The organism is Microbulbifer maximicatervae (SeqCode) (genome assembly GCF_052467615.1).
This window is the reverse complement of sequence record NZ_CP174319.1, coordinates 761,540-784,339: the sequence shown is the minus strand read 5'-3', so window position 1 is coordinate 784,339 and position 22,800 is coordinate 761,540. Positions and strand designations below refer to the sequence as shown.

Annotated in this window: 21 protein-coding genes; 6 read left to right on the top strand and 15 right to left on the bottom strand. The window is 49.1% G+C overall.

The genetic code is table 11. The features are described from left to right. Positions 1-76 precede the first annotated feature (76 nt). The 6 genes from ACJJIM_RS03580 to ACJJIM_RS03555 form a co-directional block, all read right to left on the bottom strand. Entirely contained in the window at positions 77-733 is a 657-nt protein-coding gene (locus ACJJIM_RS03580; protein WP_444912392.1) for a glutathione S-transferase family protein, read from the bottom strand. Positions 734-1,139: 406 nt separating this feature from the next. Continuing rightward, positions 1,140-1,964, bottom strand: a complete 825-nt coding sequence (locus ACJJIM_RS03575; protein ID WP_444912391.1) for a right-handed parallel beta-helix repeat-containing protein — start codon at positions 1,962-1,964, stop codon at positions 1,140-1,142. A gap of 219 nt (positions 1,965-2,183) precedes the next feature. Beyond that, the gene (locus tag ACJJIM_RS03570; RefSeq protein ID WP_444912390.1) at positions 2,184-3,905 is read right to left on the bottom strand and encodes a dipeptidyl-peptidase 3 family protein; all 1,722 of its coding nucleotides are present in this window, start codon (positions 3,903-3,905) and stop codon (positions 2,184-2,186) included. 66 nt (positions 3,906-3,971) lie between these two features. Next, positions 3,972-5,789: an ABCB family ABC transporter ATP-binding protein/permease gene (locus tag ACJJIM_RS03565; protein ID WP_444912389.1), complete on the bottom strand. Its 1,818-nt coding sequence runs from the start codon at positions 5,787-5,789 to the stop codon at positions 3,972-3,974. Between the two features lie 225 nt (positions 5,790-6,014). After that, complete coding sequence (locus ACJJIM_RS03560) at positions 6,015-6,926, bottom strand: alpha/beta hydrolase (protein WP_444912388.1); 912 nt, start codon at positions 6,924-6,926, stop codon at positions 6,015-6,017. 11 nt (positions 6,927-6,937) lie between these two features. After that, entirely contained in the window at positions 6,938-7,315 is a 378-nt protein-coding gene (locus ACJJIM_RS03555; RefSeq protein ID WP_444912387.1) for an isochorismatase, read from the bottom strand. 111 nt (positions 7,316-7,426) lie between these two features. On the opposite strand from ACJJIM_RS03555, the gene ACJJIM_RS03550 reads away from it, so the two are divergent. Then, entirely contained in the window at positions 7,427-8,311 is an 885-nt protein-coding gene (locus tag ACJJIM_RS03550) for a LysR family transcriptional regulator (RefSeq protein WP_444912386.1), read from the top strand. A 402-nt stretch (positions 8,312-8,713) separates the two neighbouring features. Here ACJJIM_RS03550 and ACJJIM_RS03545 read toward each other — a convergent pair whose 3' ends face one another. Then, on the bottom strand, positions 8,714-9,007 hold the full coding sequence (locus tag ACJJIM_RS03545; protein ID WP_444912385.1) for a hypothetical protein: 294 nt from the start codon (positions 9,005-9,007) through the stop codon (positions 8,714-8,716). Between the two features lie 396 nt (positions 9,008-9,403). Between ACJJIM_RS03545 and ACJJIM_RS03540 the strand changes: the two genes are divergently transcribed. Beyond that, complete coding sequence (locus ACJJIM_RS03540) at positions 9,404-9,919, top strand: nuclear transport factor 2 family protein (protein WP_444912384.1); 516 nt, start codon at positions 9,404-9,406, stop codon at positions 9,917-9,919. A gap of 26 nt (positions 9,920-9,945) precedes the next feature. Here ACJJIM_RS03540 and ACJJIM_RS03535 read toward each other — a convergent pair whose 3' ends face one another. From ACJJIM_RS03535 to ACJJIM_RS03525, 3 genes are all read right to left on the bottom strand, one after another. Next, positions 9,946-10,557 (bottom strand): CoA pyrophosphatase, encoded by a 612-nt coding sequence (locus ACJJIM_RS03535; protein ID WP_444906063.1) that lies wholly within the window; start codon positions 10,555-10,557, stop codon positions 9,946-9,948. Between the two features lie 134 nt (positions 10,558-10,691). Continuing rightward, positions 10,692-13,865, bottom strand: coding sequence for an efflux RND transporter permease subunit (locus tag ACJJIM_RS03530; RefSeq protein WP_444912383.1), 3,174 nt, complete (start codon positions 13,863-13,865; stop codon positions 10,692-10,694). Between the two features lie 12 nt (positions 13,866-13,877). After that, entirely contained in the window at positions 13,878-15,200 is a 1,323-nt protein-coding gene (locus ACJJIM_RS03525) for an efflux RND transporter periplasmic adaptor subunit (RefSeq protein ID WP_444912382.1), read from the bottom strand. A gap of 69 nt (positions 15,201-15,269) precedes the next feature. On the opposite strand from ACJJIM_RS03525, the gene ACJJIM_RS03520 reads away from it, so the two are divergent. Next, positions 15,270-15,809, top strand: a complete 540-nt coding sequence (locus ACJJIM_RS03520; RefSeq protein WP_444912381.1) for an NUDIX hydrolase — start codon at positions 15,270-15,272, stop codon at positions 15,807-15,809. Between the two features lie 48 nt (positions 15,810-15,857). Beyond that, a complete protein-coding gene (locus tag ACJJIM_RS03515) occupies positions 15,858-16,397 on the top strand; it encodes a DUF4124 domain-containing protein (RefSeq protein WP_444912380.1) in 540 nt (179 codons plus the stop codon). Here ACJJIM_RS03515 and ACJJIM_RS03510 read toward each other — a convergent pair. The 5 genes from ACJJIM_RS03510 to nhaA all read right to left on the bottom strand — a co-directional run bounded on the left by ACJJIM_RS03510 (position 16,394) and on the right by nhaA (position 21,051). Next, entirely contained in the window at positions 16,394-16,741 is a 348-nt protein-coding gene (locus ACJJIM_RS03510) for an NGG1p interacting factor NIF3 (RefSeq protein ID WP_444912379.1), read from the bottom strand. The genes ACJJIM_RS03515 and ACJJIM_RS03510 overlap by 4 nt on opposite strands. 71 nt (positions 16,742-16,812) lie before the next feature. Further along, a complete protein-coding gene (trxA, locus tag ACJJIM_RS03505) occupies positions 16,813-17,667 on the bottom strand; it encodes a thioredoxin (protein WP_444912378.1) in 855 nt (284 codons plus the stop codon). A gap of 45 nt (positions 17,668-17,712) precedes the next feature. After that, positions 17,713-18,093, bottom strand: coding sequence for an MmcQ/YjbR family DNA-binding protein (locus ACJJIM_RS03500; protein WP_444912377.1), 381 nt, complete (start codon positions 18,091-18,093; stop codon positions 17,713-17,715). 2 nt (positions 18,094-18,095) lie between these two features. Further along, on the bottom strand, positions 18,096-19,472 hold the full coding sequence (locus ACJJIM_RS03495) for a hypothetical protein (protein WP_444912376.1): 1,377 nt from the start codon (positions 19,470-19,472) through the stop codon (positions 18,096-18,098). Positions 19,473-19,575: 103 nt separating this feature from the next. Next, a complete protein-coding gene (gene nhaA, locus ACJJIM_RS03490; RefSeq protein WP_282931697.1) occupies positions 19,576-21,051 on the bottom strand; it encodes a Na+/H+ antiporter NhaA in 1,476 nt (491 codons plus the stop codon). A gap of 126 nt (positions 21,052-21,177) precedes the next feature. On the opposite strand from nhaA, the gene ACJJIM_RS03485 reads away from it, so the two are divergent. Together ACJJIM_RS03485 and ACJJIM_RS03480 are read left to right on the top strand one after the other, a co-directional pair. Beyond that, on the top strand, positions 21,178-21,939 hold the full coding sequence (locus tag ACJJIM_RS03485) for a TlyA family RNA methyltransferase (RefSeq protein WP_444912375.1): 762 nt from the start codon (positions 21,178-21,180) through the stop codon (positions 21,937-21,939). Between the two features lie 298 nt (positions 21,940-22,237). Further along, on the top strand, positions 22,238-22,741 hold the full coding sequence (locus ACJJIM_RS03480; RefSeq protein ID WP_444912374.1) for a thermonuclease family protein: 504 nt from the start codon (positions 22,238-22,240) through the stop codon (positions 22,739-22,741). The last annotated feature ends 59 nt before the right edge of the window (positions 22,742-22,800 follow it).

Genomic DNA, 22,800 nt, shown 5'->3' with positions numbered 1-22,800 from the left:
AAAAGGTGAAGCTGGTTCAGCTTCACCTAACGGGTTTAGTCACTAAAGAAATCCTGATCTCTACGGAAGTTAGTCCCTACCGATAATCCGATAGTACTACCGGTGGCAGTTCAGCAGCCTCTGACATCCACTCTTTTACGCTGTCACGCCCCAGCAACCGGTCTATCCACTGTTTAGTAAGCGGCCAGGGCTGCAAATTTGGGGCGTGGGAGAAAATTCTTATCACTGTTGGCACAAAGGCTAAATCTGCCAGGGACAAAGCACCCATCAAGTAAGGGCCACCATTTTGCTCAAGCTCTCCTTCCCAGGCGGCAAATAGGCGCTCCGCATCCATCTCTTCTTCGGGGGTCATTGGGCGTTTGTCGGGGTAAAATGCACTTTCAAAGGATAGGCGTGGACACAACCCGGACAATCCAGAATGTTGCCAGCTAAGCATGGCCCGGGCTCGGGCCCGCATCAATGGATCTTGAGGTAACAGTTCACCAGAACCAATATCATTGGCATATTCCATAATGGCCAAGGAATCAAAAATAATCATATCCCCCTCTTCCAGTACGGGTACTGATCTCGCAGGGGATAGCTCACCGATACGCTGTAAGTTCTGGAATCGCTGTGGCCGGCGAATATCTACAACCACTTCCTCAAATTGAACATCCTGTTCACGCAATGCCAACCAAGCCCTAAAGGCCCAAGTGGATGCATTTTTAGTACCCGAGTACAGAACACGAGACATAATTAATCCATTGTTATAGTTGAATTATATTGATCAATTGGGAGCTTCAATTATACCGCTTAACCGCCAAACAATTAGAATATAGCATCAAATTTATTGTGCATTAACAGAACTACGATTCATAGCCATCAATGCCTCATCACAAACAGCTATTTTTTTGAATCGCCTCACAAACTTAAAGAAACCAAAAGGCGACTCAAGTTTAGGTTAGCTCTCACTATTCAATTGAATCGCCTAAGAGACACAACTTACTACTGGGGTGGAAGGAAAGACTACACCGCACTCGAGACACGCAGTGAACACATCCCTGTAAGCTCCTAATCGGCATCCATGCCTCATAGGGTCCCGAGAGCAGTGTAGTCTTTCCTTCTCCCTTTTTAGTAAGTTTCGAAAATCGCCAAAAAATTCAATCCAGGCAGCTTGGACTTTTAGTAATGGCAACATTAGCGTACCAAGTGTTGGTGCCACTACAATCGGGGTCAACCGTATCATATAAATCAAAGGAAAGATTAAGTTCAGAGAAATTTCCAGTTATGACATTATTAGTCGAACTCGTGAATTCCAAAACGATACCTCCACCATCATTACTTGCTATTAAATTTTGGGAGATTATATTACTGGATGAGCCCTCGATTAGAATTCCTGCTCCACCATTGGATGTGGATATATTATTGAACACATTTGAAAAGCTATCATCTACCTGAATTCCATCAGAGACACTGAGCGATACAACACAAGAAGAGAGAGTATTAAAATCATCATCCATATCAACGCCTACCCGACCACTATCAGTGATTATGCATCCACTAATATTGTTAAAGATACTGTCAATATCAATACCATCGTCAACACTACCAACTAGCTCAGTTCCGACGACCGTGTGATAACCCTCACCGCCTATAAAAATATTGTCAAAACAATCATTAATGGCACCGCCAGTCAACACCGCACCTTGGCCCAGGATACGTATTCCAGCACCGCCAAATCCCGCACCTGTAGCACAGGTCACAGAAAAATCTCCCATACTCAAACTGCCTTCAGGACCAACTATCGTAAGGGCATCAGGCTCAGCGGCAGTAAGGTCACAGAGTAAATCCTGTGTAAGCACTTCGGCGGTTGTAATAACATCACCACAGGATACCTGAGCGGATACTACAAAAGAGTATGACGCTGTAAATAGCCCCATTACGCCTAATATTAATAACTTAATAACTGACTGCTTAATATCCATGTAAAACCTCTGTCAATATTGTATAAGAGCTGGATTTCCTAGCCTGGGATGCAGACTGCCTCCTTAGTTTGGACGTGACTATTAATTCCGCCATAAGAAAAAGTACCTAAAGTACCAAGCTGCAATCAGCGGAGAAATAGCAAATCGAAGGGGGGGTAAAGTTTCGGGGCACAAAAAAACCCGGCAGGCGCCGGGTTTTTTAAACAAAAGGTAAGGAAATTACTTCAAACCAAGTACTTCTTTACCCTGAATAAAGGTAACGTCAACAGGAATATTGGCTTCGGCCAAACGATCCAAATCAGCCTGCAGTTCAGGGCCAATTACGCCTTTGGTCTCCAGCAGTGATTTGGCTTCCTCGTAATCGCCATCACCCTGAATAGTAATGATTAAACGAGACAAGTTGGTCATCGCCTGCTGCATCTTTTCAAAATCAACACTGTATTGACCAGTCTTGGGATCGCGAGTGAAGGCACCCTGCTCCTTAAAGTAGTTAAAGCGCATCATGTTGGCTTTACCGTGAGCACTGGCCGCACCAAAACGTACGCTGCGGAAGATACCCGCCAGGAAGGTCACATAGTTATCCATCAACTGGCCATCTTCCAGCTCACCTTTTTCATGTAAGCGGGTAACCATGTACAGACCCAGGATATCAGCCTTACCTTCTTCCAGGGCAGAAGAGGTTTCCTTCAAAGCCTGGCGAACATTATTACCGCCTTCTACGGTCTTTTTAATTCCCAAACCATGGGCCACTTCATGGAACATGGTATTGGCAAAGAATGCCGGGAAGGTAATATTCTTGCGCTGATCTTCTGCAATCAATACATCGCTAATCGGCACCAGGATCTTGTCAAACTTGGCCTGCATTGCATTCTTCAGCTGCAAACGGCGAGTGCCTTTGGCCAGCTGCACTTCCTCATCATTGGGAAGGTTAATGGCAATAGTCTTGGAGCCCGCGTTACTGTGGCCGGCGTAGAAGAGTACATCGTAGGCATTCAAGTCTGAATCAGTACCGGGCTCTTCAGATTTGTATTTTTCCTCAACTGGCAAACCTTTCTGCAACTCGGGCAGCAGAGCGGCAAACTTGGCCAGTTTTTGACTCCACTCTTTGTCTTTCAGCAGGACGTAGGACTCATAAGCGGTACGATAGGCAAACAGCTGGTCTTCATAGTTTTCAATAGGACCAATAACCACATCGATATCATTCTCCTTCATATCCATCCAGGCCATATCACTGGGGCGGAAATTATCGGAGAGAAGTGCATCGGCACGCATAGTGAGGTAGTTAGCAAATTCTTTGCTCTCAGCCAATTCAGCTGCCTGGCGCAGAATGCTGGCCGCCTTATTCAGGTCCGCATTGTAGGCTTCGTTGTAAGGCACCAGTTCGAGACTGCCAGACTCATTGCGGCGTACCAAGGAGTACAAGCCGTCTTTTCCTGCCTGGTCCCATTTCTCGAACTCTTCGCGGGTCATGTCCGCTGGGTAGAAATTAGCACCCAGGGGCTTATCTCCATAACCAACAATAAACGGCTTGTTGTCGTTAAGGCGATCCCAGGGGCCATAGTTGATATCGGCAAACTTACGAGCACGGTTGTCTTCAATATCCGGCAGCAATTCCTCAGCTGGGCCGTAGGATTGCAACCAGAACAGGCGATCCATAATCTGGCTGGCGTCGATCAGCAGGCCAATCATTTTGCGCTGGTTGTCGGAGAGACCACTCAGGTTTGCGGTAAGCTCAACAGGTACATAGATATCAAAACGCTTGTCCGCATCTTCTACCTTTTGGCCTGAGGGTACAGGTACAGTCTTGGACTCCACAATCTGCGCCTCAGCTTCCGCTTTGGCAACTTCTTCGGGCTGCTGCTCTTTTTTGGAACAAGCGCCAACAAGGGCCAGTGCCAACACTGCTGCCGCTATCTTGGTAGCCTGAAAAGGAATGGTCATATCGCTCTGCCTATCATTTTTTTGTATCGGCGCCACATTAGTCTGGCTGTAGGGATTTATCAACCGTCATGGCGTAGGCACCTCGGCTGCTTGGGTCTCAGTTCCACGCTCCTGTTGCTGCATACGCCAGAGGGCCGCGTAGTGTCCGTCAGCCTGCATCAATTCCCGGTGGGCTCCCTGCTCGACTATTCCGCCCTGATCCATTACCAGAATGCAGTCCGCATCCACAATTGTGGAGAGGCGGTGAGCGATCACTAACGATGTCTGCTCGCGGGCGATCTCCTGCAGGGATGCCACTATGCCCTGCTCTGAGTGGCTGTCGAGAGATGAGGTCGCTTCGTCAAAGATCATAATCGGAGGCTTTTTCAACAGGGCCCGAGCGATAGCAACCCGCTGCTTTTCCCCTCCGGACAATTTGAGACCCCGCTCCCCCACCAGGGTATCAGCCCCCTCTGGCAGTTGCTGAACAAAGCCTTCCAGCTGGGCGTGACGGATCGCCTCATCCACCTCAGTATCTGAGGCATCTACACGTCCGTACCGCACGTTGTCCCGAATCGACTGGTTGAACAACACTGCATCCTGAGGCACAACACCAATAGCCCTGCGCAGCGACTCCTGGGAAACACTGCGAATATCCTGGCCATCAATGGAAATGGAACCGCTGTTAGCGTCATAAAAACGAAACAGGAGCTTAAAGAGGGTGGATTTACCTGCACCGCTAGCGCCAACAATTGCCACTTTTTGCCGTGGTTCCACAGCAAAGCTGATGCCTTTGAGGATCTGGCGATTATCTTTGTAGCCAAACTGGACGTTATCAAACTCAATTCGGCCTTCCATCACGGTGAGGGGGGCCGCCTGGGGAAGATCTTCCACAGCAGGTTTTACCGCAAGTAAAGAGAACATCTTCTCAATATTTGCCAATGCCCCTTTCATCTCCCGGTACACAAAGCCGAGGAAATTTAGCGGTATAAAGATCTGCATCATAAAGGCATTCACCAATACGAAGTCACCGATGGTCATAGTGCCTTTGGTGACTCCTACCGCAGCGAGAACCATTGCTGCACACATAGCGCTGGCAATAATCAGCGCCTGGCCACTATTTAGGCCAAACAGGGACAGCCTGTTCTTACGCCGAGCCTTCTCCCAACTGGCCAGCTCCCGGTCATAGTGACCGGATTCATGTCGCTCATTGGCAAAGTACTTAACGGTTTCATAGTTGAGCAGGCTATCAACTGCACGGCTGCTGGCCTGTGACTCCGCCTCATTCAACTCCCTGACAAAGCGCGTACGCCATTCAGTGGCTACCACAGAAAAGCCGATATAAATAATCACTGCCGCCAGCACTAATAGCGCAAATAACCCGCTGTAATTCCACCAGAGCAACCCCGCCACCATAGCTATCTCTACCAGCGTGGGTACGATATTGAAGACCATAAACCGCATCAGGAACCCGATGCCGCTATTGCCCCGCTCAATATCCCGAGAGAGCCCACCGGTACGGCGGTTCAGGTGAAAATCCAGGTCCAGCTTGTGCAAATGCTGGAACACTTCCAACCCGATCCGGCGCTGGGCCCGCTCGGTGACACGGCCAAAAATCGTGTCTCGCAGTTCGCCAAACAGAGTGCTGGAAAGACGCACAGCCCCATAGGCCAACAGCAGCCCCAAAGGTAATGCCACTGCCTGGGCCATGCCCCCAGCACTATCCAGGTCATCGACAATATGTTTGAGTAAAAATGGCAGGGTAACACCCGCAACCTTGGCGCCAATCAGGCAGAGGATCGCCAAGATCACGGCGCGGCGGAACTCCAATAAGTAGGGGAAGAGGGTTTTGAGTGCACCCCAGTGCACCTCATCCAAAGAGACAGTGGATTTGGGTCTCGGCATAATCTATCCAGGAGGAGAAAACAGGCGCCCATTATAATTCGTCAATAGAACTTATATAGACGCTTGTCTCTAAAGCGCCGCCTCAAAGTAATACCTTGAAGCACCTATCCTCACACCCCTCTGGCAGGCCGTGACACTGATGATTTCGTCAAGGCTACAGCTTAAGCCACCAAATCACAAAACATCATTGCAGACCTGCCTAAGACACAAAGCAATAAATCGTTGTTAGTCTTTCATATGCTCCAGCATATAAGTTAAAACTTCGTCACGGTCATCGACCAACCTTTCTATCAGGTCAAGATGATCCCGATTGTTCGCTAATTTGAAATAACAGGGGTTATCCATTTTCAGCATCTTCTCTTGATACTCTTTGGTCTGCCGAAAAAACTCTGGCGTATCAAATTCAGGCACAATTAAATGCAGCGGGCATTCAGTTGTGTCAATACCAGGCTCTACCAGCTGGGGGCTTACCTTTTCGGCGGATTCCATCGACATATTGATGGCGTCATTGACAAAACTATTGACCAGTGGGCGAATGTCAAATAGTCCCGCCAGGGAAAATGCACCTTTAAACTTACTTTGAGCAGATGTCGGTACACCAAATTGACTCCAATCCGTTTGATGCAACAATGCTACCAGTTGGCCACCTGCCGAATGCCCCACGATGTAGACAGATGGAGCCCCTTTTTCCTCGGCCTCATTCAGCACGCTCGCCACTGCCCACTGTACCTGGGAGACAATAGACTCCATTGGAGTATCATTTTCCCAATCCGGGGCCATACGGTAACCCGGCATATAAACCGCAAATCCCTCTTTATTAAAAGGCTCAGCCAGAAAAGAAAACTGCTCTTTTGAAAACCACTGCCACCAGCCACCGTGAATATAAATTACGACCGGTGCATCCTCAGCAACTTCGTCTGACCTGAAAACATCCATCGAGCCAGCTAAATCACCTTCCCCAAAATTGACAGTTTGTAAACCGTCCTTAATCGCGTTGCGATATGCCGAGCTACGACTGCCAGTAAACTCAGCATGAGAAGGCAGCAGCAGATCGGTTGGAAGGCGGCGGGTCCACAACGTAGGGTTATATTGCTCGTCCGTTTTCTCACGGGTAAAGCTATTCCAAAATTCACTCACGGCTAGCACCTTTACTTTTCGCTAGGATTTATAGCTTCGAACTGGTCATCACGCAGTAGCATAGTACCGTCCTCCTGTAGGACCCAGAGTTCACGAGTAATGACACCTTCTGCGTTGTTCATTTTCCAATTACTTGAGAGTACGGTTGAGGCTTCATCCACTACTTCAATTTTTGCTCCAATATAGGCCACATCCGCAAAACCCTGATCTATCAGATTTTGCCAGAAAGCTTGTATATTCTTTCGACCTTCGAACAGGCCAAAGGGTTTGGCAGTCATCTGAGCCAGCTCTTCATACATGGATGCACACCCAGCTGCATTGCCACTATTGAAGTAAGACTTCCACTGTTCACTGGCAGCTTTTGTTTTCTCAATCAGAATGTCGCTCATATCAAAATCCTCTTCTGTAATAGGTAACGACCTTGTGCCTATAGATTGCCCCATGGCCATGGTTGTGATAAACATCCATTAATTGATATTAGTGTTTAGGGAAATTAAACAATGAAGCCAAGCCTGGAGGATATGCAGGTATTCCTAGCCGTTGTAGAGGCGCGCAGCTTCACACTGGCAGCCGACCGCCTGGAGCGCACCAAATCGGCAGTAAGCCAAGCAGTTACCCGACTGGAGTCTGATATCGGCACCCGCTTGCTTTACCGCAGTACCCGCTCCCTATCTCTCACCGAGGCCGGCTCAGAGTTTTACGCCCATTGCCGGGAGATCAAAGATATTTATAACTCAGCAATAGCGGGCCTTAGGAATAGCGGTGACAAATTGGCGGGCTCCCTATCTGTAACCGCGCCTCACGCACTGTGTGAGCCAGTAATTATTCCTGCAATCATTAAGCTGGCCGAGCAGCACCCGCAACTGAGAATCAGGCTGTTAGCCAATGACTCACCCATGGATTTGATTGAATCGCAGGTAGACCTAGCCATTCGCGTAGGCAATCTTGCACTTCAATCGGCAAAAGTTTCAAAGTTGGGATTGTTAGGAGAAAGTCTCTACGCCAGCCCGCAGCTTATTGAAAAGCTATGCGGCATTCCCTCAGACCTTACTGAACTACAAAATTGGCCGCATATCGCTAATGATTGGCAGGGCATGCCATTAAAGTATGAATTGAATAGTGGGATTCAGGTAAAAGCCACGCCTAAGGTTCGCTGTAACTCCCTACACGATATAGTACAGTTAACCGAAGCCGGAATTGGGATTGCCAGGTTGCCCGATATTATCGCACGAAAAAAAGTGGATACCGGCACACTTTGTCCAATAACATCTGTTGCCGCTGCACCCATTCATTATATGCATCTGTTTTCCAAAAGGCCGCCAACAAAAGTACAGACTTTTATTAAGGCTATTAAATCCGAATTACAAACCTGTAGTAAAAATTAATGGTAGAAGCCGGCTTAGTCTATTTAAAACCATCAAGTTAACCTTATAGCCATCCGAATAGACTTCCATCTCAAACTTTAGCAATGACGAACTTGTCATTTTACAAGGAGCTACAGATAGCCTACTAATTCAATAGGTACAAGGAGGGGCTTATCCATTTCACAAAGAAATGCAAGGCAAAATTGACGTTTGGACCGAGTAGATATTTTACCAAGCAAATCCACATTTAAATGACCAGAGCTGCAAGCTCCAGTCATTTAAACGACTGAGTTCTATTCTCAGTGCTAGCCCAGCCTCCACGCCCTCAGATTCCATATTCTGAACTGTAAGCTTGAGGAGTGGAGGGCTCTATGATTTTTATCTTATTATTTTTCAACTATTTTCAGCAGGCTTCAATTCCAATCAATTGCAGCGAAAGTACTTAAACGTAGAATCCTGAGTATAACGCACCAGTACCTTTCCGCCAGATGTCAGAGAGTACACCTCCTCTGACTTCCAAGCTTCTCCTTCACCCTGCATATTGAAAACCAGATGAAGATTGCCATCACTTTGGCTAGCAGACATCAACTGGCCTGAAGACTCCGTAAATTGAATACGACTATCCGCCAGTGTCATCGAGTCGGCCGATGAAGAAGCGTTACAGGATTCCTCGGTTCCAGCCCATTGTCCCTGATACTTAGGAGGTACAGTGGACATTGCACAAGCCTGGATTAATCCGATTCCCAGCAACACACAGAAAAAAGAGAGAGATCTCATTCAAGCAATCCAATAACGTATATAATAAGAAAAATTAAGGATATAAGAACCTTACAGTATATCTAGTACTTACGTCTCAAATAAATCCCACCATTAGCTAAAACCGTGAAATAGTCACCAAACGACAAAGGATTTTAGGGCTTGGTATTGCTTCACTTTACACAAACAAACACTTCCCGATTTTATTAATAATTCTCTCAAGGTTACTTACAGGATTCCGAGTTAGATAACGGGTTTTGATTAATACTCAATTAATATCCTAGGTGCGCCCCCAAAAACCATCACTAGAAACTATCCTCTTTAATAGCTACTGGCGATAAAGGTCAAGGTGAAGAAATGGATGAGATTCAACAGCTAAAAGATCGACTAGCGATTAGTGATCTACTCGCCCGTTATACATTAACTATCGACAGTAATGATGCCCGAGGCTGGGCTTCATTATTTACACCCAATGGCCGATTTGAGCACGGCAATATTATGATTCGAGGAAGAGAAAAACTGGAGCGCTACGCAGCGGTTCACAGCAAGTTGGGAAGCCGGCATATTACAAGCTCCCCCCTACATTTTATTTCTGAAGATGGGCAATCCGCCTCAGGGAAAGCAACGACCGTAGAAATCATAGCAACACGATCCGGCTATCGCATTTCTGCTGTTGGAGAGTATCGGGACAAACTCGTTAAAATCGATAACAACTGGTTAATCGAATGTCGACGAGGAGAAGAAGTTAAACTTCCTGAAGCCCCTGATTTCCCAATCCTCTGCGCCGACCCTGATGCCGGAAAAATAATGAAAATATTAATCGATGCTTGGGATGACTTAGGTGAGCCAATACCTGAACCTCCCCCAAAATAAAACTAAATCCTATTTAGTAAGCTGAGCTAATTAAGTGCACGCAGCGGCACATCATCGCGACGCCCTATTGATGCCCCTAATATTTTTACTAAAAATTCGGTTAATACCCCTGCAGTAAAGCCCCAGATTTCATAGTTTTCATACATATACGCCGGAAGGTATATTTCCTGGTTATCGATAATAATACGATCAGTGCGAATACGCGGGTCTGCAAGAAAGAAAGACAGGGGGACTCGAAATACCGCATCCAATTCTCCTGGGTTTGGGAACAATTGGATATCCGGTGAAATTATCCCTACCCAAGGAGTCACATGTACTTGCCAGCGAGTAGTGCGAGGCCAAAGGGGGCCGAGTACGCGCACGTCATCCATAGGTAGGCTGACTTCTTCTTCCGCCTCACGCAAGGCGGTAAATTGAAGCGATGGGTCTGTGGCATCCCAGCGCCCCCCAGGGAGAGAAACTTCACCGGAATGTGTTGAGAGATTTGCAGAGCGCTTAGTTAGAATTACTTGAGGGTCCGGCTCTTCTGTCAGGGCAATCAGTACTGCGGCATGGCCTTGCAGGTCAGGCCCTGCCGGAACCCTTGCTTCCAAGTCCTCAATTTGCCCTACGATTTTCTGTTCAATAATCTCTAGCATAAATCTGTGCCCTGCCCCGATCGCTTCGGGGGCTCCATAACATTCATCATACCGTTTTTCAGCGGTAACACTGAGCGATATGCCACAATATCCATTTGTGACTTACCACCCTACCACACAATCAACAGCTTGGCTCAGGTGGATTCAGACCCACCATTCGCGGTCTTATCCTCATCAATTTTGGGGGTATAGCCCCCTTTCAGCTTTTCCCGCACCGTTTGCACCAAGGCGTAATACACAGGCACTAGCAAAGTGGCGAAGAGACTCGCAGCCAACATGCCGCCAAAGACCACCAGCCCCAGGGAAACCCGGCTTACTGCGCCAGCACCGGTGGCGACCAGTAGTGGAATTACCCCTAAAATAAAGGACATGGCCGTCATTAATACCGCGCGGAATCGTAGGCGCGTGGCCGACAGAGCCGCATCCGCAATAGACCGTCCCTTATCGCGTTCCACGCAGGCAAACTCTACTATCAGAATCGCACTCTTTGCTGCCATCCCAATCAGTAATACCAAGCCGATCTGCGTATAGAGATTGTTGATAGACCCCGCGATAAATACCGTAAACATAGCGCCACCAATCGCAATGGGGACGCACAACATCACTGCAAAGGGGATAGTCCAGCTCTCATATTGGGCGACCAAAAACAAGTAGACAAATATAACGGCCAAAGAGAACAGGATTGGGGCCAGATTACCCGCGGTCACCTCCTGTAAGCTGATGCCAGTCCACTCGTATCCATAACCTTCTGGCAACTTTGATGCCAAGTCTTCCATAGCATCCATTGCCTGGCCACTGGAATACCCTGGTGCCGGTGATCCATTGATAGTGACGCTGTTATATAAGTTGTAACGCGTTATTGTTTGGGGCGCGACCACCGGAGTAATAGTTGAGATAGAAGTCAGCGGTACCAAACCGCCACTATTGGCACGAACATAAAAGCCAGCCAGATTTTCCTCTTTATCGCGAAATTGTGCATCGGCTTGAGCGATTACCCGAAATACCTTTCCATATAGGTTAAAGTCATTGATGTAATAGCCACCCAAAAAGGTTTGCAACGTTAAATACACATCCGGCAGGGGGACCCCAAGCACATGCGACTTTTCTTTATCCACCTTTAATTCAAGCTGCGGTGTAGCGGCCTGAAAACTGGTAAAGGCCTGAGAGATTTCACTGCGCTGATTGGCATTGCCCAGTAGGTCAAACAAGACCTGTGACAATTCAGTAATACTGCGCCCCTGTAGATCTTCGAGTACAAATTCAAATCCACCAACGGTGCCAATACCCGGAAGTGGTGGAATGACAAATGGCAGCACTTGCGCATCGGGAATTGCAGATAACTTTTTCTGTACCCGATCCATAATGGCAAACTGGCTATCTTCTCTATTCGTGCGGTCATCCCAGGGTTTTAACACAGCAAACATCATTGCCGTATTGGAAGAAACACTGCTGGTAAGCAGGTTGTAACCGGGCACTCCAACCACATGAGCCATACCAGGCTCTTCCATTAGAACATCGGTCACTTGATTAACAATGGGTCCGGTTCGCTCCAGGGAAGATCCATCAGGCAACTGCACGTGCAACATAAACGTGCCCTGATCTTCATCGGGAATAAAACCGGTGGGGATTCGGGTAAAGAGCAAATAACAGAATAATAAAATCAGAATAATTGAGGCGATACCGATAAGCGGTATTTTGATACAAGCCCTCACCATTCCCACATAAAAACCTGTAGAAATATGCAGAGCTTTATTAAAGAAACCAAAAATACCGGTCTCCTTAATACCGGCAACTTCCCCGTCTTTACTCGGCTTTAACAAGCTGGCACAGAGAGCCGGACTTAGTGTCAGTGCATTCAGGGAGGAAATGGCCACCGCCATTGAAATGGTGACAGCAAACTGCTGATACATTTTTCCCGTAATTCCCGGCATCAACATTACCGGGACAAAAACTGCAAACAAAACAAGGGTCGTAGCAATAACGGGGCCGGTAACTTCACGCATGGATTCCAGCGCGGCTTCCTTTGGCGGGAGGCCATCAGCCATTAACCGCTGGGTGTTTTCCACCACGATAATCGCATCATCTACCACTATGCCGATCGCCAGGATTAAGGCAAACAATGTGATGGTGTTAATCGTCATCCCAAATGCCAGCATTAAGGCAAAGGTGCCTATCAGGGATACGGGAATAGCAATGGCTGGTACCAGCGTAGAGCGCCAATCCTGCAGAAACAAAAAAACCACCAGGATTACCAGTATCAGGGCAATAATCAGTGTTTCCACAACCTCTTTAATTGAGGCCTCTACAAATAATGTGGTGTCGTAGAGAATCTCTGCTTCCAGCCCATCGGGGAAGCGCTTCGACAACTCAGCAACCTTGGCCTTAATGCCATCGGCCACTTCGATCGCATTTGCCTCCGGCAGCTGGTACACCCCAATCACTGCTGAAGCCTGGTTATCCAATTGCCCATAGGAAGAGTAAGATTCACTTCCCAGCTCCACCCTCGCCACATCCTTGACTTTTACCATGGCGCCATCGGGCTTGGCGCGGATGGTGATGTCCTCAAACTCGCTGGGAGAGACCAAGCGCCCCTGCACCAAAATATTGTATTGGAACTGCTGATCTTGGCGGATCGGTGGCGCCCCGATCTGACCGGCAGCTACCTCTACGTTCTGTGCCTGCACAGCAGAGATAACATCCTGGGCGGTGACATCTAACGAGGCCATTCGGTTGGGATCGAGCCAGAGGCGCATGGCGTAATTGCGAGAGCCAAAAATAACAACACTGCTCACCCCCAGTACCCGCGCCAATTCATCTTTTAAATAAATCTCGGCGTAATTTGCCAGAAATAATTCATCAAACTTTTCATCTGGGGAGAACAAATTGACTACTAGTAACAGCGTGGTGCTCTGCTTGGAAACTACCACCCCATCCCTTTTCACATCCTCAGGCAGCTGGGGAGTGGCCTGCTCCACCCGGTTCTGAACATTAACCTGGGCGATGTCATCGTCGTAGCCAGGCTTGAATGTCACTGTGAGACTGTAGGAGCCATCATTGCCACTGGTGGAAGACATATAATCCATGCCCTCCACACCATTAACTTGCGACTCAATCGGCACAGCCACACTATCGCGCACTACTTCAGCGCTGGCACCGGCAAACGTGGCGGCGACATTGATGGTCGGTGGCGTTATTTCAGGGAATTGCGACACCGGCAATTGTGGCAAGGAGAGTATCCCAGCGAGGGTGATCAGTATGGAAATAACAAAGGCGAATCGTGGCCGCCGGATACAAAAGGCGCTAATCATGGGCAGCGACAGCTATTTGTAGTCATCGTCATGCCCCTCAGATTCAGGGCTTGCTGGTGCCGCTTCCCCATCAGTTACCGGTAGCTCTCTCTCCCCTTGACTGTCAGTAGAGCCAGATTTCGCCGCAGAACTACTACTTTGCTCGGCGGGAGGGACTGGTGGCGCTTCAACATCGTAGGGATTTCTAGGGGTATTTTGCGGCGTCACCGGCTTTCCTGCGACAACCCTCTGCAAACCATTAACGATTACAGATTCACCGGCGACAAGCCCGCGATCTACAGCCCACAACTCCCCTTCCCTCTGCCCCAAGGTCAGGTAGCGCTTCTCCGCAATATTATCTTTGCCCAAAACAAAGACATAACGCCCCTGCATATCCTCCATGACCGCTGACTGGGGTACCAGCGGCCTCAGGGCGTCATTGCCGGTGTAGACGCTTATGGAAACTCGGGCAAACTGGCCCTGTACTAATAGTTGGCCTGGATTGGGAAACAGGGAGCGCACCGCTACCGATCCGGTATTGGGATCGATCTGATTATCGATAAATACGATTTTGCCCTTATGGGGGTAGTAATTGCCGTCGGGTAACTCAATGCGGACATCCAGGCGAGTGGGACTTAAACCCTCTCGCTGTCGCCTCTGGGAATCCACCTGCACCGCATAAAGTTGCTCTTCTGGCACTTCAAAGAGCACATAAATGGGATCCATTTTTACTATGGTGGCCAGGGGATCGGTGCTTGGCCCTACCAGGGAACCCACTGGAAATTCTGTACGCCCGATTCTTCCAGTGAGTGGCGCGTAAACTTTGGTATAAGAAAGGTCCAGCTCAGCGCTTTGCACTTTGGCGCGATTGGCATCGACTTGGGATTCCGCTTCCTCAAAATTACCTTCAAGCTCATCCATCTGTACCTGGCTGATAGCCCCAGTGGCCACCAACCGTCGGCCACGGTGGAAGTTACGCTCAGCAACTCTCAGGGAAGCTTGGGATTGTTCCAGGGTGGCGCGCTGATTCGCCAGTTCGGCAATAAAAGGGCGCGGGTCAATTTCAAACAGTAACTGCCCTTTCTGGACGGTTTCCCCCTCGGTAAAATTGCGGCTCTGGATATACCCTTGTACTCGTGGGCGGACTTGATATTCATCAGTTGCCTCTACCCGTCCGACGAATTCAAAGCGGGGGATAACAGGCTCCTCCCTAACAACCAGTACTTCTACTGGCGGGGGAGGTGGCGCCTTTTCCTCTTCGCCTTTACCGCCACAGGCGCAAAGGGCAAGGAGCACTAGTCCGAGCAGAAAAAAATGCGCCATCGTAGGGTAGATACCGCCTTTATACTTCAACATCACTAACAACTATAGGCGTCAACCGGTCCGGAAGCTGGCGCTCAAATCTCGCATGGGTATACTGACGCCATGAAATTTTGCAGCCAATGCGGCAGTAACGCCGTAACACTTTCCATTCCCAAGGGCGATGACCGCCCCCGCCACATCTGTGGCAATTGCGGCGCCATTTACTACATCAACCCCCGAGTTATTGTCGGAGTTGTCCCCTACGTCGGTGATAAGGTGATGTTGTGCAAGCGCGCCATACAGCCGCGCCTGGGGCTTTGGACTCTGCCTGCCGGGTTTATGGAGAGTGGCGAAACTAGCGAAGAGGGCGCTTTACGGGAGTCCTGGGAGGAAGCCCGGGCCAGTATCCGCGTGGACGAGCTCTACTCCGTCTACGATATTCCCCATATCAATCAGGTCTATATGATGTACCGGGGTGAATTGACCGATATGAATTTCGGACCCGGGCCTGAATCGCTCGAAGTTGAGCTATTTCGCGAAGACGAAATTCCCTGGAGGGAGATTGCATTTCCCATTATGCACCGCACTTTGGAGCACTATTTCGAAGATACCCGTATCGGGCAATTCCAGTTACACCGCGGTGTCATCAATCGAAAGCTGTAAACCACTTTACTTAGTTAGTTAATGACCCTGCATTAAAAGGATGTTTGCATGAAATACTTCCCAATGCTCGGTGCCTTGTTACTGGTAGGCGTTGTCCTGCCTATGATTTTACCGGGCCCAGATGGCAAACCCATCATGTCACCCTCCGACTGGCTGCCGCAAAAACCGGATATTTCAGCGATTCGCGAAACCGGTGAGCGAGCTATGCAAAGTGTGCGCGAAACCACCCAGGAATCAGTGTCAAAAATTGAAGAGTTGGCAACTTCCAGCGGGCTTGTATCTCAAGGGGATTCTGCCAAGCAAACATCTGAGGTTTTTACCTGGAAAGATAAAGACGGGAATTGGCACTTCTCAGACACTGTACCGGAGGGATTGGATTCACACGTGCGTATTCACCGCGTCAAGCCTCTAAATACAGTCACTGCCAATGACCCTATTGAGTTGAGATCCGACTCGATCGTTGAAGACAATAGCCCCGCCGAAAATAAACTGCCGACCCATCACACCAGCGTTTCAAAATTACTGGAAGATGCGAAAGCGATCGAGCAAAAAAGCCACGAACGACAAAAAGTACTCGATAGCCTTTAAGAGGCCTCTGCTTTATTTAAGCCGGCACTACTGCAGCGCTCATCCAATCGCCAGAGGTCAAACGCCGGTTCTTCATAGGGGTGGGCTGCTCGCATTGCATTGAGAGCAGCATCCACCAGCTCATCGGCACAGGCCATCTCCACACGGTATTCCATCACAGTCTCTACCAGACCTGACTGACCAATAAATGGCTGACTCCCATCCAGCGGCCTGAACTGCCCCTCTCCCAGGACTTGCCAACAACAACTATCGTAGTCGCCAATACGCCCAGCCCCCACGGAAAATAGCGCTTGCTTTACCGCTTCCAAGTGAGACTCGGGAATATAAACACAGAGCTTATACATAAATAATCGTCCCTCTCTCCCCCAAAAAACAAAGAGGCCTCTTGGGCCCCTTTGTTTACCGGCAGAGTATTTTAAAACATCATAGTCATTAACTTGCGCTGGTACTGAGTGGCAACAGGGTCGCCAGCACCCAAACTTTTTACAATATCCAGGAACGTCTGCTTGGCAGCACCATCGGCAAAACCCATGTCTTTACGCAAAATATCCAGTAATAATTGCAGTGCTTCTTCATGGCGGTTGGCTTGGCTGTACTGCACTGCCAATTGATAAGCAGAATCGCTATCCGCAGGGTTTTCTTCCAGCGCCTTTTGCAGAGCCTGAATTTCCGGAGTTTCCGCTGCCTGTTGTTTCAGCTCCAATTGAGCCATCAGCTGCTGGTATTCTGCATCCTGATCTGCCAGCAGAATTTTACTAAGCACAGCCTCCGCTTCTTGGGCACGGTTTTGATCGAGCAGGATAGCAGCCAGTTGTTTGGCGATATCAGTGCGTTCAGACGATTCCGTATAAGCCTGACGCAACAGAGGCAGGGCTTCCGCCACTTTATCTTCACCGATTAACGCCTGTGCCTGCTGCAACTTTATGTCCCAGGGTTTTGGCAGATACTTATCCAGCATCTCACGAATCTGTGTCTCTGGCTGCACACCGGCAAAGCCATCTACCGGCTGGCCATCTTTTAAAACCATTACCGTGGGCAAGCTGCGTACACCCAGCTGACCCGCCAGCATTTGCTCGGTATCTGCATTGACCTTGGCCAATAAAAACTGACCGCTATACTCATTGGCCAGTTTTTCCAACACCGGCATCAACTGCTTGCACGGCTCACACCAATCGGCCCAAAAGTCCACCACTACCGGGCGCTTCATGGACTCTTCAATCAGAATTTGCTGGGCGTTCTCTGCCGTTACATCGACAATAAATTCGTTCACATCCTCTCCTAGACTAAATCTGGGTATTTCTATTCACAGGGGCCTCTAGCGGTAGAGCAGCTCCGCTCCATAGGCCAGTTCCAAGGACTCCCGCTCAAGCTTGCGAAGCCCCTTAACTACCAGGCCATATGAGCGATCTACCATTCGCTCAATCTCATAATCGGGCACTGTGCCATCCAACAACACCGTATTCCAGTGTTTCTTGTTCATATGGTAACCCGGGATAACACCGGCAAAGATGTCCCTTAAAGCCTGGGCTTCCTCGGGATCGCACTTGAGATTACTGGCGTCCACTCCACGGTAACAGCTTAAGGTAGCAAACATGCGCCCCTTAATCTTAAATACCGCTACATCCGGGCCAAAAGGAAAATCCTCGATAGCTTCCGGTCGCGATAGTAAATACTCTCTCAAAGTGCCTTTTTGCATGATTACCAGTCCAGGGATGATGGCAGGCGCGGCGAGGATAATAAACGGGTAAAGCGCTGCCAGCGCTCTTCATTATTTTGACTGCCCTGCTCTACATAATCAGCAACCAGTGTCTTACCCCAATTGTAATTAATTACGTAGGCGCCGTAGGCATCTACAAAATCCTTCCGCTGTGCCGCCTTGGCGGGGCTCATCAAGGTATATTTCTCAAACAACGCAGGTACCTGCGCGCCCTCAATTTTCCCGTCGATATACTGGCGGGCAATCTCATTGCCGGCAAAGCCCAACTTATCTACCAGGGCCATTACCTGCTCATACTTTTCCGCCGTTTTCGGATCCAGGCCAGCTAGGGGGTAGAGAACTTCCATTTCAAAACGGGTTTTCTCCTCACCGGGGAAAGTCAGCTCTATCCCGTAGTTTGCACTTCCCTCAGCAATCAGTGACTGTGGACTGAAAAGCGGATAAACGCTGTACTCTGCCCAACCCCGTTCCTTGACCAGAGTTTGCTCCAACAGCGCGTTATAGGTGTGATGCCCCGGATACCCTTCGTGACACCCCAGATCAATAGCCCTATCTATCGTAATTGGCAGGCCATTGTTCACCTGTATAAGACTGTGCGAACGCCCCTTATACCAGTTGTAGCCACTCCAGGGTTTGTCGCTGACATACTCCAGAACAAAACTCTCATCCGCTGGGAGCGAAACATACTGCTTAGTGCGCGCGCGGCATTCTTTAATGGCGGCATCAAATACGGCCTGAAGGCGATCGGCAGGAATTTCATAAGCTTTGCGGAAGCTGGCTACCCTCTCACTTAAGGGCTGTTCACCTGGGAGTAATACTTCCAACTCCTCCAGCATGGGTTCAAAACTTTCCAAATCCTGCTGCGGGGGCTCGGTGTCGTAGAGGGTTCGAGCTTCATTGGCGAAGCTTCTCGGGCTCTCTCCTGCCAGACTACGAGCATGGAACACCAGGGCCCGCAACTGTGTCTTCAGGTAATGCATACGCAGGTTTTCGATAGAACCATCGCCGTCGATTACCGCTGGCAGCTCTGCCAGTAAAGATTCACCGCGCCGGGCAATATCTGCAGCGCTCGCCTTACTCTTGGTGGCAGTTTCACGCAATTCAGCCGGACCGTAATAGGCATCGACATAGCTGTCGTCATGATTTCCCAGTTCAAGTACTAGAAGGACATAAGCCTGGGCCAGACTATCCATCGCACTATCTCCATTATCGGATTTGGGATTGGTTGTAGTCGATTGGTTATCAACCCCGACTTCAGAATCGGCTTTTTTATTAGCTGTAGTTTGGCCATCACAAGCCCCGAGCAGAAGGGAAATAGCCAGCACTGATAGCGCCTGTGCCAGTGTTCTCAAATACATAATTCTTATTTCTCTCACGTACATTAACAATCGGAACTGGAAACTAATGGAATCAGGCCCCTCCCGGACCGAGACGCAGTGACATCAGGAACGCTAAAACAACTTAACCCTGGCGACTGGGCTGCTGTTCTACGTCTTTCCCTTCCCCAAGGCTATCGCTGCCACCTTCATCCAGGGGCTCCCCCTCCCCATGAACTTCAAACTCATCGGCCACCGGAGCTTTGCGCAATACCAGGAACCCAGCCACTCCAGCAATTACTGATGCCAGTAGGATACCCGCTTTAGCTTGGATCAACAGCTCATATTCAGAGCTAAAGGCCAGCTCAGCAATGAAGATCGACATAGTGAAGCCAATCCCGCCAAGGAGTGCAACACCGACAATATGTTGGAAATTGGCGGACTTAGGCAACTTGCCCCAACCAAGCTTCCAGCCAATCCAGGTGGCGCCAACGATACCCACCAGCTTGCCCACAACCAAGCCGGAAATGACCCCAAGGGTGACAGGATTTATCACTGCCGAAGAACTGGTAAAACTACTAAAGGGAATACCGGCGTTAGCCAATGCAAAAATAGGGATTATTACGAAACCCACCGGTGTGTGCAGGCGGGTTTCCATGCGCTGTAGCGGCGATTGCGCCAGGTTGACGCCATTTCCCAGCGCCATCACTCGGGCGCGCAACGCATCGTTAGCAATAATCTTATCTCCTGGACGGAAACAGCGGTCAAAGCTGCGAATAATATCCTTTACAAAGGTACTAAAGGCCACCGGGTCATATTTGGGTTTGGCCGGTAGTGCCATTGCCGTAATCACCCCCGCAATAGTCGCATGTACCCCCGCCAGGTAGAACTCATACCAGAGCAGCACACCGACAAATACATAGGCCGGAGAACTGCGAACCCCCGCCGCTTTTAGCAGCCACATAATCACTACCAGGCAACCCGCCGCAATCAGAGCAGTGATATTCACCTGTTCGGTATACCAGATTGCAATCACTAAAATTGCGCCCAAATCATCCACAATGGCTAGCGCAACCAGGAAAGTAACTACCGCACGAGGCACCCGATTCCCCAAAAGGGCAATACAGCCGACAGCAAATGCTATATCCGTGGCCATGGGAATGCCCCAGCCGCGTTCTGCACCACTATCCGCATTAAAAGAAGCGTAAATAAGTGCCGGCACCACCATTCCACCAATTGCCGCCATCACCGGAAGTACAGCCTGGCGAAGGTCGGACAGCTCTCCCACCATAAATTCGCGCTTTAATTCCAATCCCACCAGAAAGAAAAAGATCGCCATCAAGCCATCGTTGATCCAGTGATGTAAGGAGAGAGAGAATTCCCAGTTTCCCGCGCTGAGGCTGATGGGCATGTGCAACAGGTGTTTGTAAGCCTCCTGCAAAGGAGAGTTGGCAATAACCAACGCCGCCAGAGCTGATAGCATCAGCAAAATACCACTGCTGCTTTGGCGATGGATAAACTCTTCAAAGGGAGTTACCAAGCGCCCAAAGGCACCCTCAAGTGGCGCCTCAAAGACCTTTCCCTTGCGAATTTTGAACTTATCCAGAACGCTTTTTGCCATCAGCCAACATCCTCCTTACTAAAGATTAGTCCCACAATTTGCGGAGCCGCACTTCTACCTGCTGGAGCCAGAGGTTAGCATGGGCCCTGTATTCTCAATTATGTAAACAGGATTGCACCGCGAAACATGACCCGATTGGATCAACTGCTTGTACAGAGAGAGCTGGCAAACTCCCGCACCCATGCAAAGAAACTGATTGATGCCGGAAGGGTCATGGTATCCGATGGCGGTACCCTCCAGCCCGCGCGCAAGGCCGGGCAGAGCATTCCAGAAGATTGCGCCCTTGAAGTCACCCCCCTACCGGAAGACCAGTATGTTTCCCGAGCGGGCCTGAAATTGGCCGCCATCCTCGACCAGACAGGACTAAACCCCTCTGGGTGGCACGCACTGGATGTTGGCTGCTCTACTGGCGGTTTTAGCGACTGCCTACTTCAACGGGGAGCAGCATCAGTTGTCGGTGTTGATGTTGGGCGAGATCAGTTGGCGCAGAAGTTACTGGATGACCCCCGTATGCACCTATTTGAAGGGGTAAATGCACGCCACCTGGAAGCTTCCCAAATCTCCCCCCACGGAGACGCAGGTTTTGATGCCATCGTTATGGATGTCTCTTTTATTTCCCAAGCACACATTCTGCCGCAGTTACCCACCTTGCTTAAACCTTCGGGACAACTCCTAAGTCTGGTTAAACCGCAATTTGAAGTGGGCCCGGAGGGGATCGGCAAGGGTGGGCTGGTGCGTGATGCCAAATACTACCCGGAGGTGCGCGAGCGCATCACTGCCTTATGCGAAGATTTGGGACTTGAGGTGAAAGAGTATATTGACAGTCCAATAAAGGGTGGCGATGGCAACCGGGAGTTTTTACTTTGGGCAAGTCCACGCCAAACCTAAAGTACCTTTGAATATATCAACCCTATTTCCAACCCCGATAGTTCTAGAAGATAAGAGCTATCGGACCCGTCAAAATAAAAAATAACGCTACTATCTTAACGCTTACTACCGCTTCATATACTTTTTGCATAGTGCCCAGCAGATGTTTTACCAAATCGTTAAAAGCAACCCTCCCTATTAAAAGTGTGACTTCACTATCCATTTAATAAAAATCCATTTTTTATATCACTATTTATACATAGGGTCGTAACAACTCCTACCTATTCTCCGCCATGCAACTCTATCCAGGATAATCATAATGAAAAAACTACTTATCATGGCGGCCCTATCCACTTCTATACAGGCGGCTCCGCTAATAAACTATCAAGTTATTGATGGCGATACAGTTCACGGTTACGTCGACAGTGAGTACATAAAAATCCGTTTAAACTGCATTGATGCCCCTGAAACCAATCCCAACACCCAATCTTACGGATCCGAAGCCACTCAAACTCTCAGCTACTTATTGTCATTTGGTTCAGTTGATTTCGAATCTACCGGAAAAGATGTCTATGGCCGGGAAACGGGGTACCTGTATGTGAATGGGTACAATATCAATCAAGAAATGGTGATACGTGGGGCTGCCTGGAATTATGAATACTACTGCGGCAGCGAATTTGAACTAGAGCAGGAATTCGCCTACTACTACGGCCTTGGGTTATGGTCGGATGCTGATGCTATAGACCCCTACTGTTTTCGCAAGAACTTGGACTATGATTACTGTTACTACAACCCAGAGCACAACTTAACTTTAGATAACTAGATCAAACGCAATAAAAATCAGAAAAATACTGCATCAAATAACTTGGCGATCTGACTTTA

What these genes read in the sequence shown, in the direction of transcription:
- ACJJIM_RS03580 (WP_444912392.1), bottom strand. Translation starts at nt 733, where the DNA reads ATGTCTCGTGTTCTGTACTCGGGTACTAAAAATGCATCCACTTGGGCC.
- ACJJIM_RS03575 (WP_444912391.1), bottom strand. Translation starts at nt 1,964, where the DNA reads ATGGATATTAAGCAGTCAGTTATTAAGTTATTAATATTAGGCGTAATG.
- ACJJIM_RS03570 (WP_444912390.1), bottom strand. Translation starts at nt 3,905, where the DNA reads ATGACCATTCCTTTTCAGGCTACCAAGATAGCGGCAGCAGTGTTGGCA.
- ACJJIM_RS03565 (WP_444912389.1), bottom strand. Translation starts at nt 5,789, where the DNA reads ATGCCGAGACCCAAATCCACTGTCTCTTTGGATGAGGTGCACTGGGGT.
- ACJJIM_RS03555 (WP_444912387.1), bottom strand. Translation starts at nt 7,315, where the DNA reads ATGAGCGACATTCTGATTGAGAAAACAAAAGCTGCCAGTGAACAGTGG.
- ACJJIM_RS03550 (WP_444912386.1), top strand. Translation starts at nt 7,427, where the DNA reads ATGAAGCCAAGCCTGGAGGATATGCAGGTATTCCTAGCCGTTGTAGAG.
- ACJJIM_RS03545 (WP_444912385.1), bottom strand. Translation starts at nt 9,007, where the DNA reads ATGTCCACTGTACCTCCTAAGTATCAGGGACAATGGGCTGGAACCGAG.
- ACJJIM_RS03540 (WP_444912384.1), top strand. Translation starts at nt 9,404, where the DNA reads ATGGATGAGATTCAACAGCTAAAAGATCGACTAGCGATTAGTGATCTA.
- ACJJIM_RS03535 (WP_444906063.1), bottom strand. Translation starts at nt 10,557, where the DNA reads ATGCTAGAGATTATTGAACAGAAAATCGTAGGGCAAATTGAGGACTTG.
- ACJJIM_RS03530 (WP_444912383.1), bottom strand. Translation starts at nt 13,865, where the DNA reads ATGATTAGCGCCTTTTGTATCCGGCGGCCACGATTCGCCTTTGTTATT.
- ACJJIM_RS03525 (WP_444912382.1), bottom strand. Translation starts at nt 15,200, where the DNA reads ATGTTGAAGTATAAAGGCGGTATCTACCCTACGATGGCGCATTTTTTT.
- ACJJIM_RS03520 (WP_444912381.1), top strand. Translation starts at nt 15,270, where the DNA reads ATGAAATTTTGCAGCCAATGCGGCAGTAACGCCGTAACACTTTCCATT.
- ACJJIM_RS03515 (WP_444912380.1), top strand. Translation starts at nt 15,858, where the DNA reads ATGAAATACTTCCCAATGCTCGGTGCCTTGTTACTGGTAGGCGTTGTC.
- ACJJIM_RS03510 (WP_444912379.1), bottom strand. Translation starts at nt 16,741, where the DNA reads ATGTATAAGCTCTGTGTTTATATTCCCGAGTCTCACTTGGAAGCGGTA.
- ACJJIM_RS03500 (WP_444912377.1), bottom strand. Translation starts at nt 18,093, where the DNA reads ATGCAAAAAGGCACTTTGAGAGAGTATTTACTATCGCGACCGGAAGCT.
- ACJJIM_RS03495 (WP_444912376.1), bottom strand. Translation starts at nt 19,472, where the DNA reads ATGTATTTGAGAACACTGGCACAGGCGCTATCAGTGCTGGCTATTTCC.
- nhaA (WP_282931697.1), bottom strand. Translation starts at nt 21,051, where the DNA reads ATGGCAAAAAGCGTTCTGGATAAGTTCAAAATTCGCAAGGGAAAGGTC.
- ACJJIM_RS03485 (WP_444912375.1), top strand. Translation starts at nt 21,178, where the DNA reads ATGACCCGATTGGATCAACTGCTTGTACAGAGAGAGCTGGCAAACTCC.
- ACJJIM_RS03480 (WP_444912374.1), top strand. Translation starts at nt 22,238, where the DNA reads ATGAAAAAACTACTTATCATGGCGGCCCTATCCACTTCTATACAGGCG.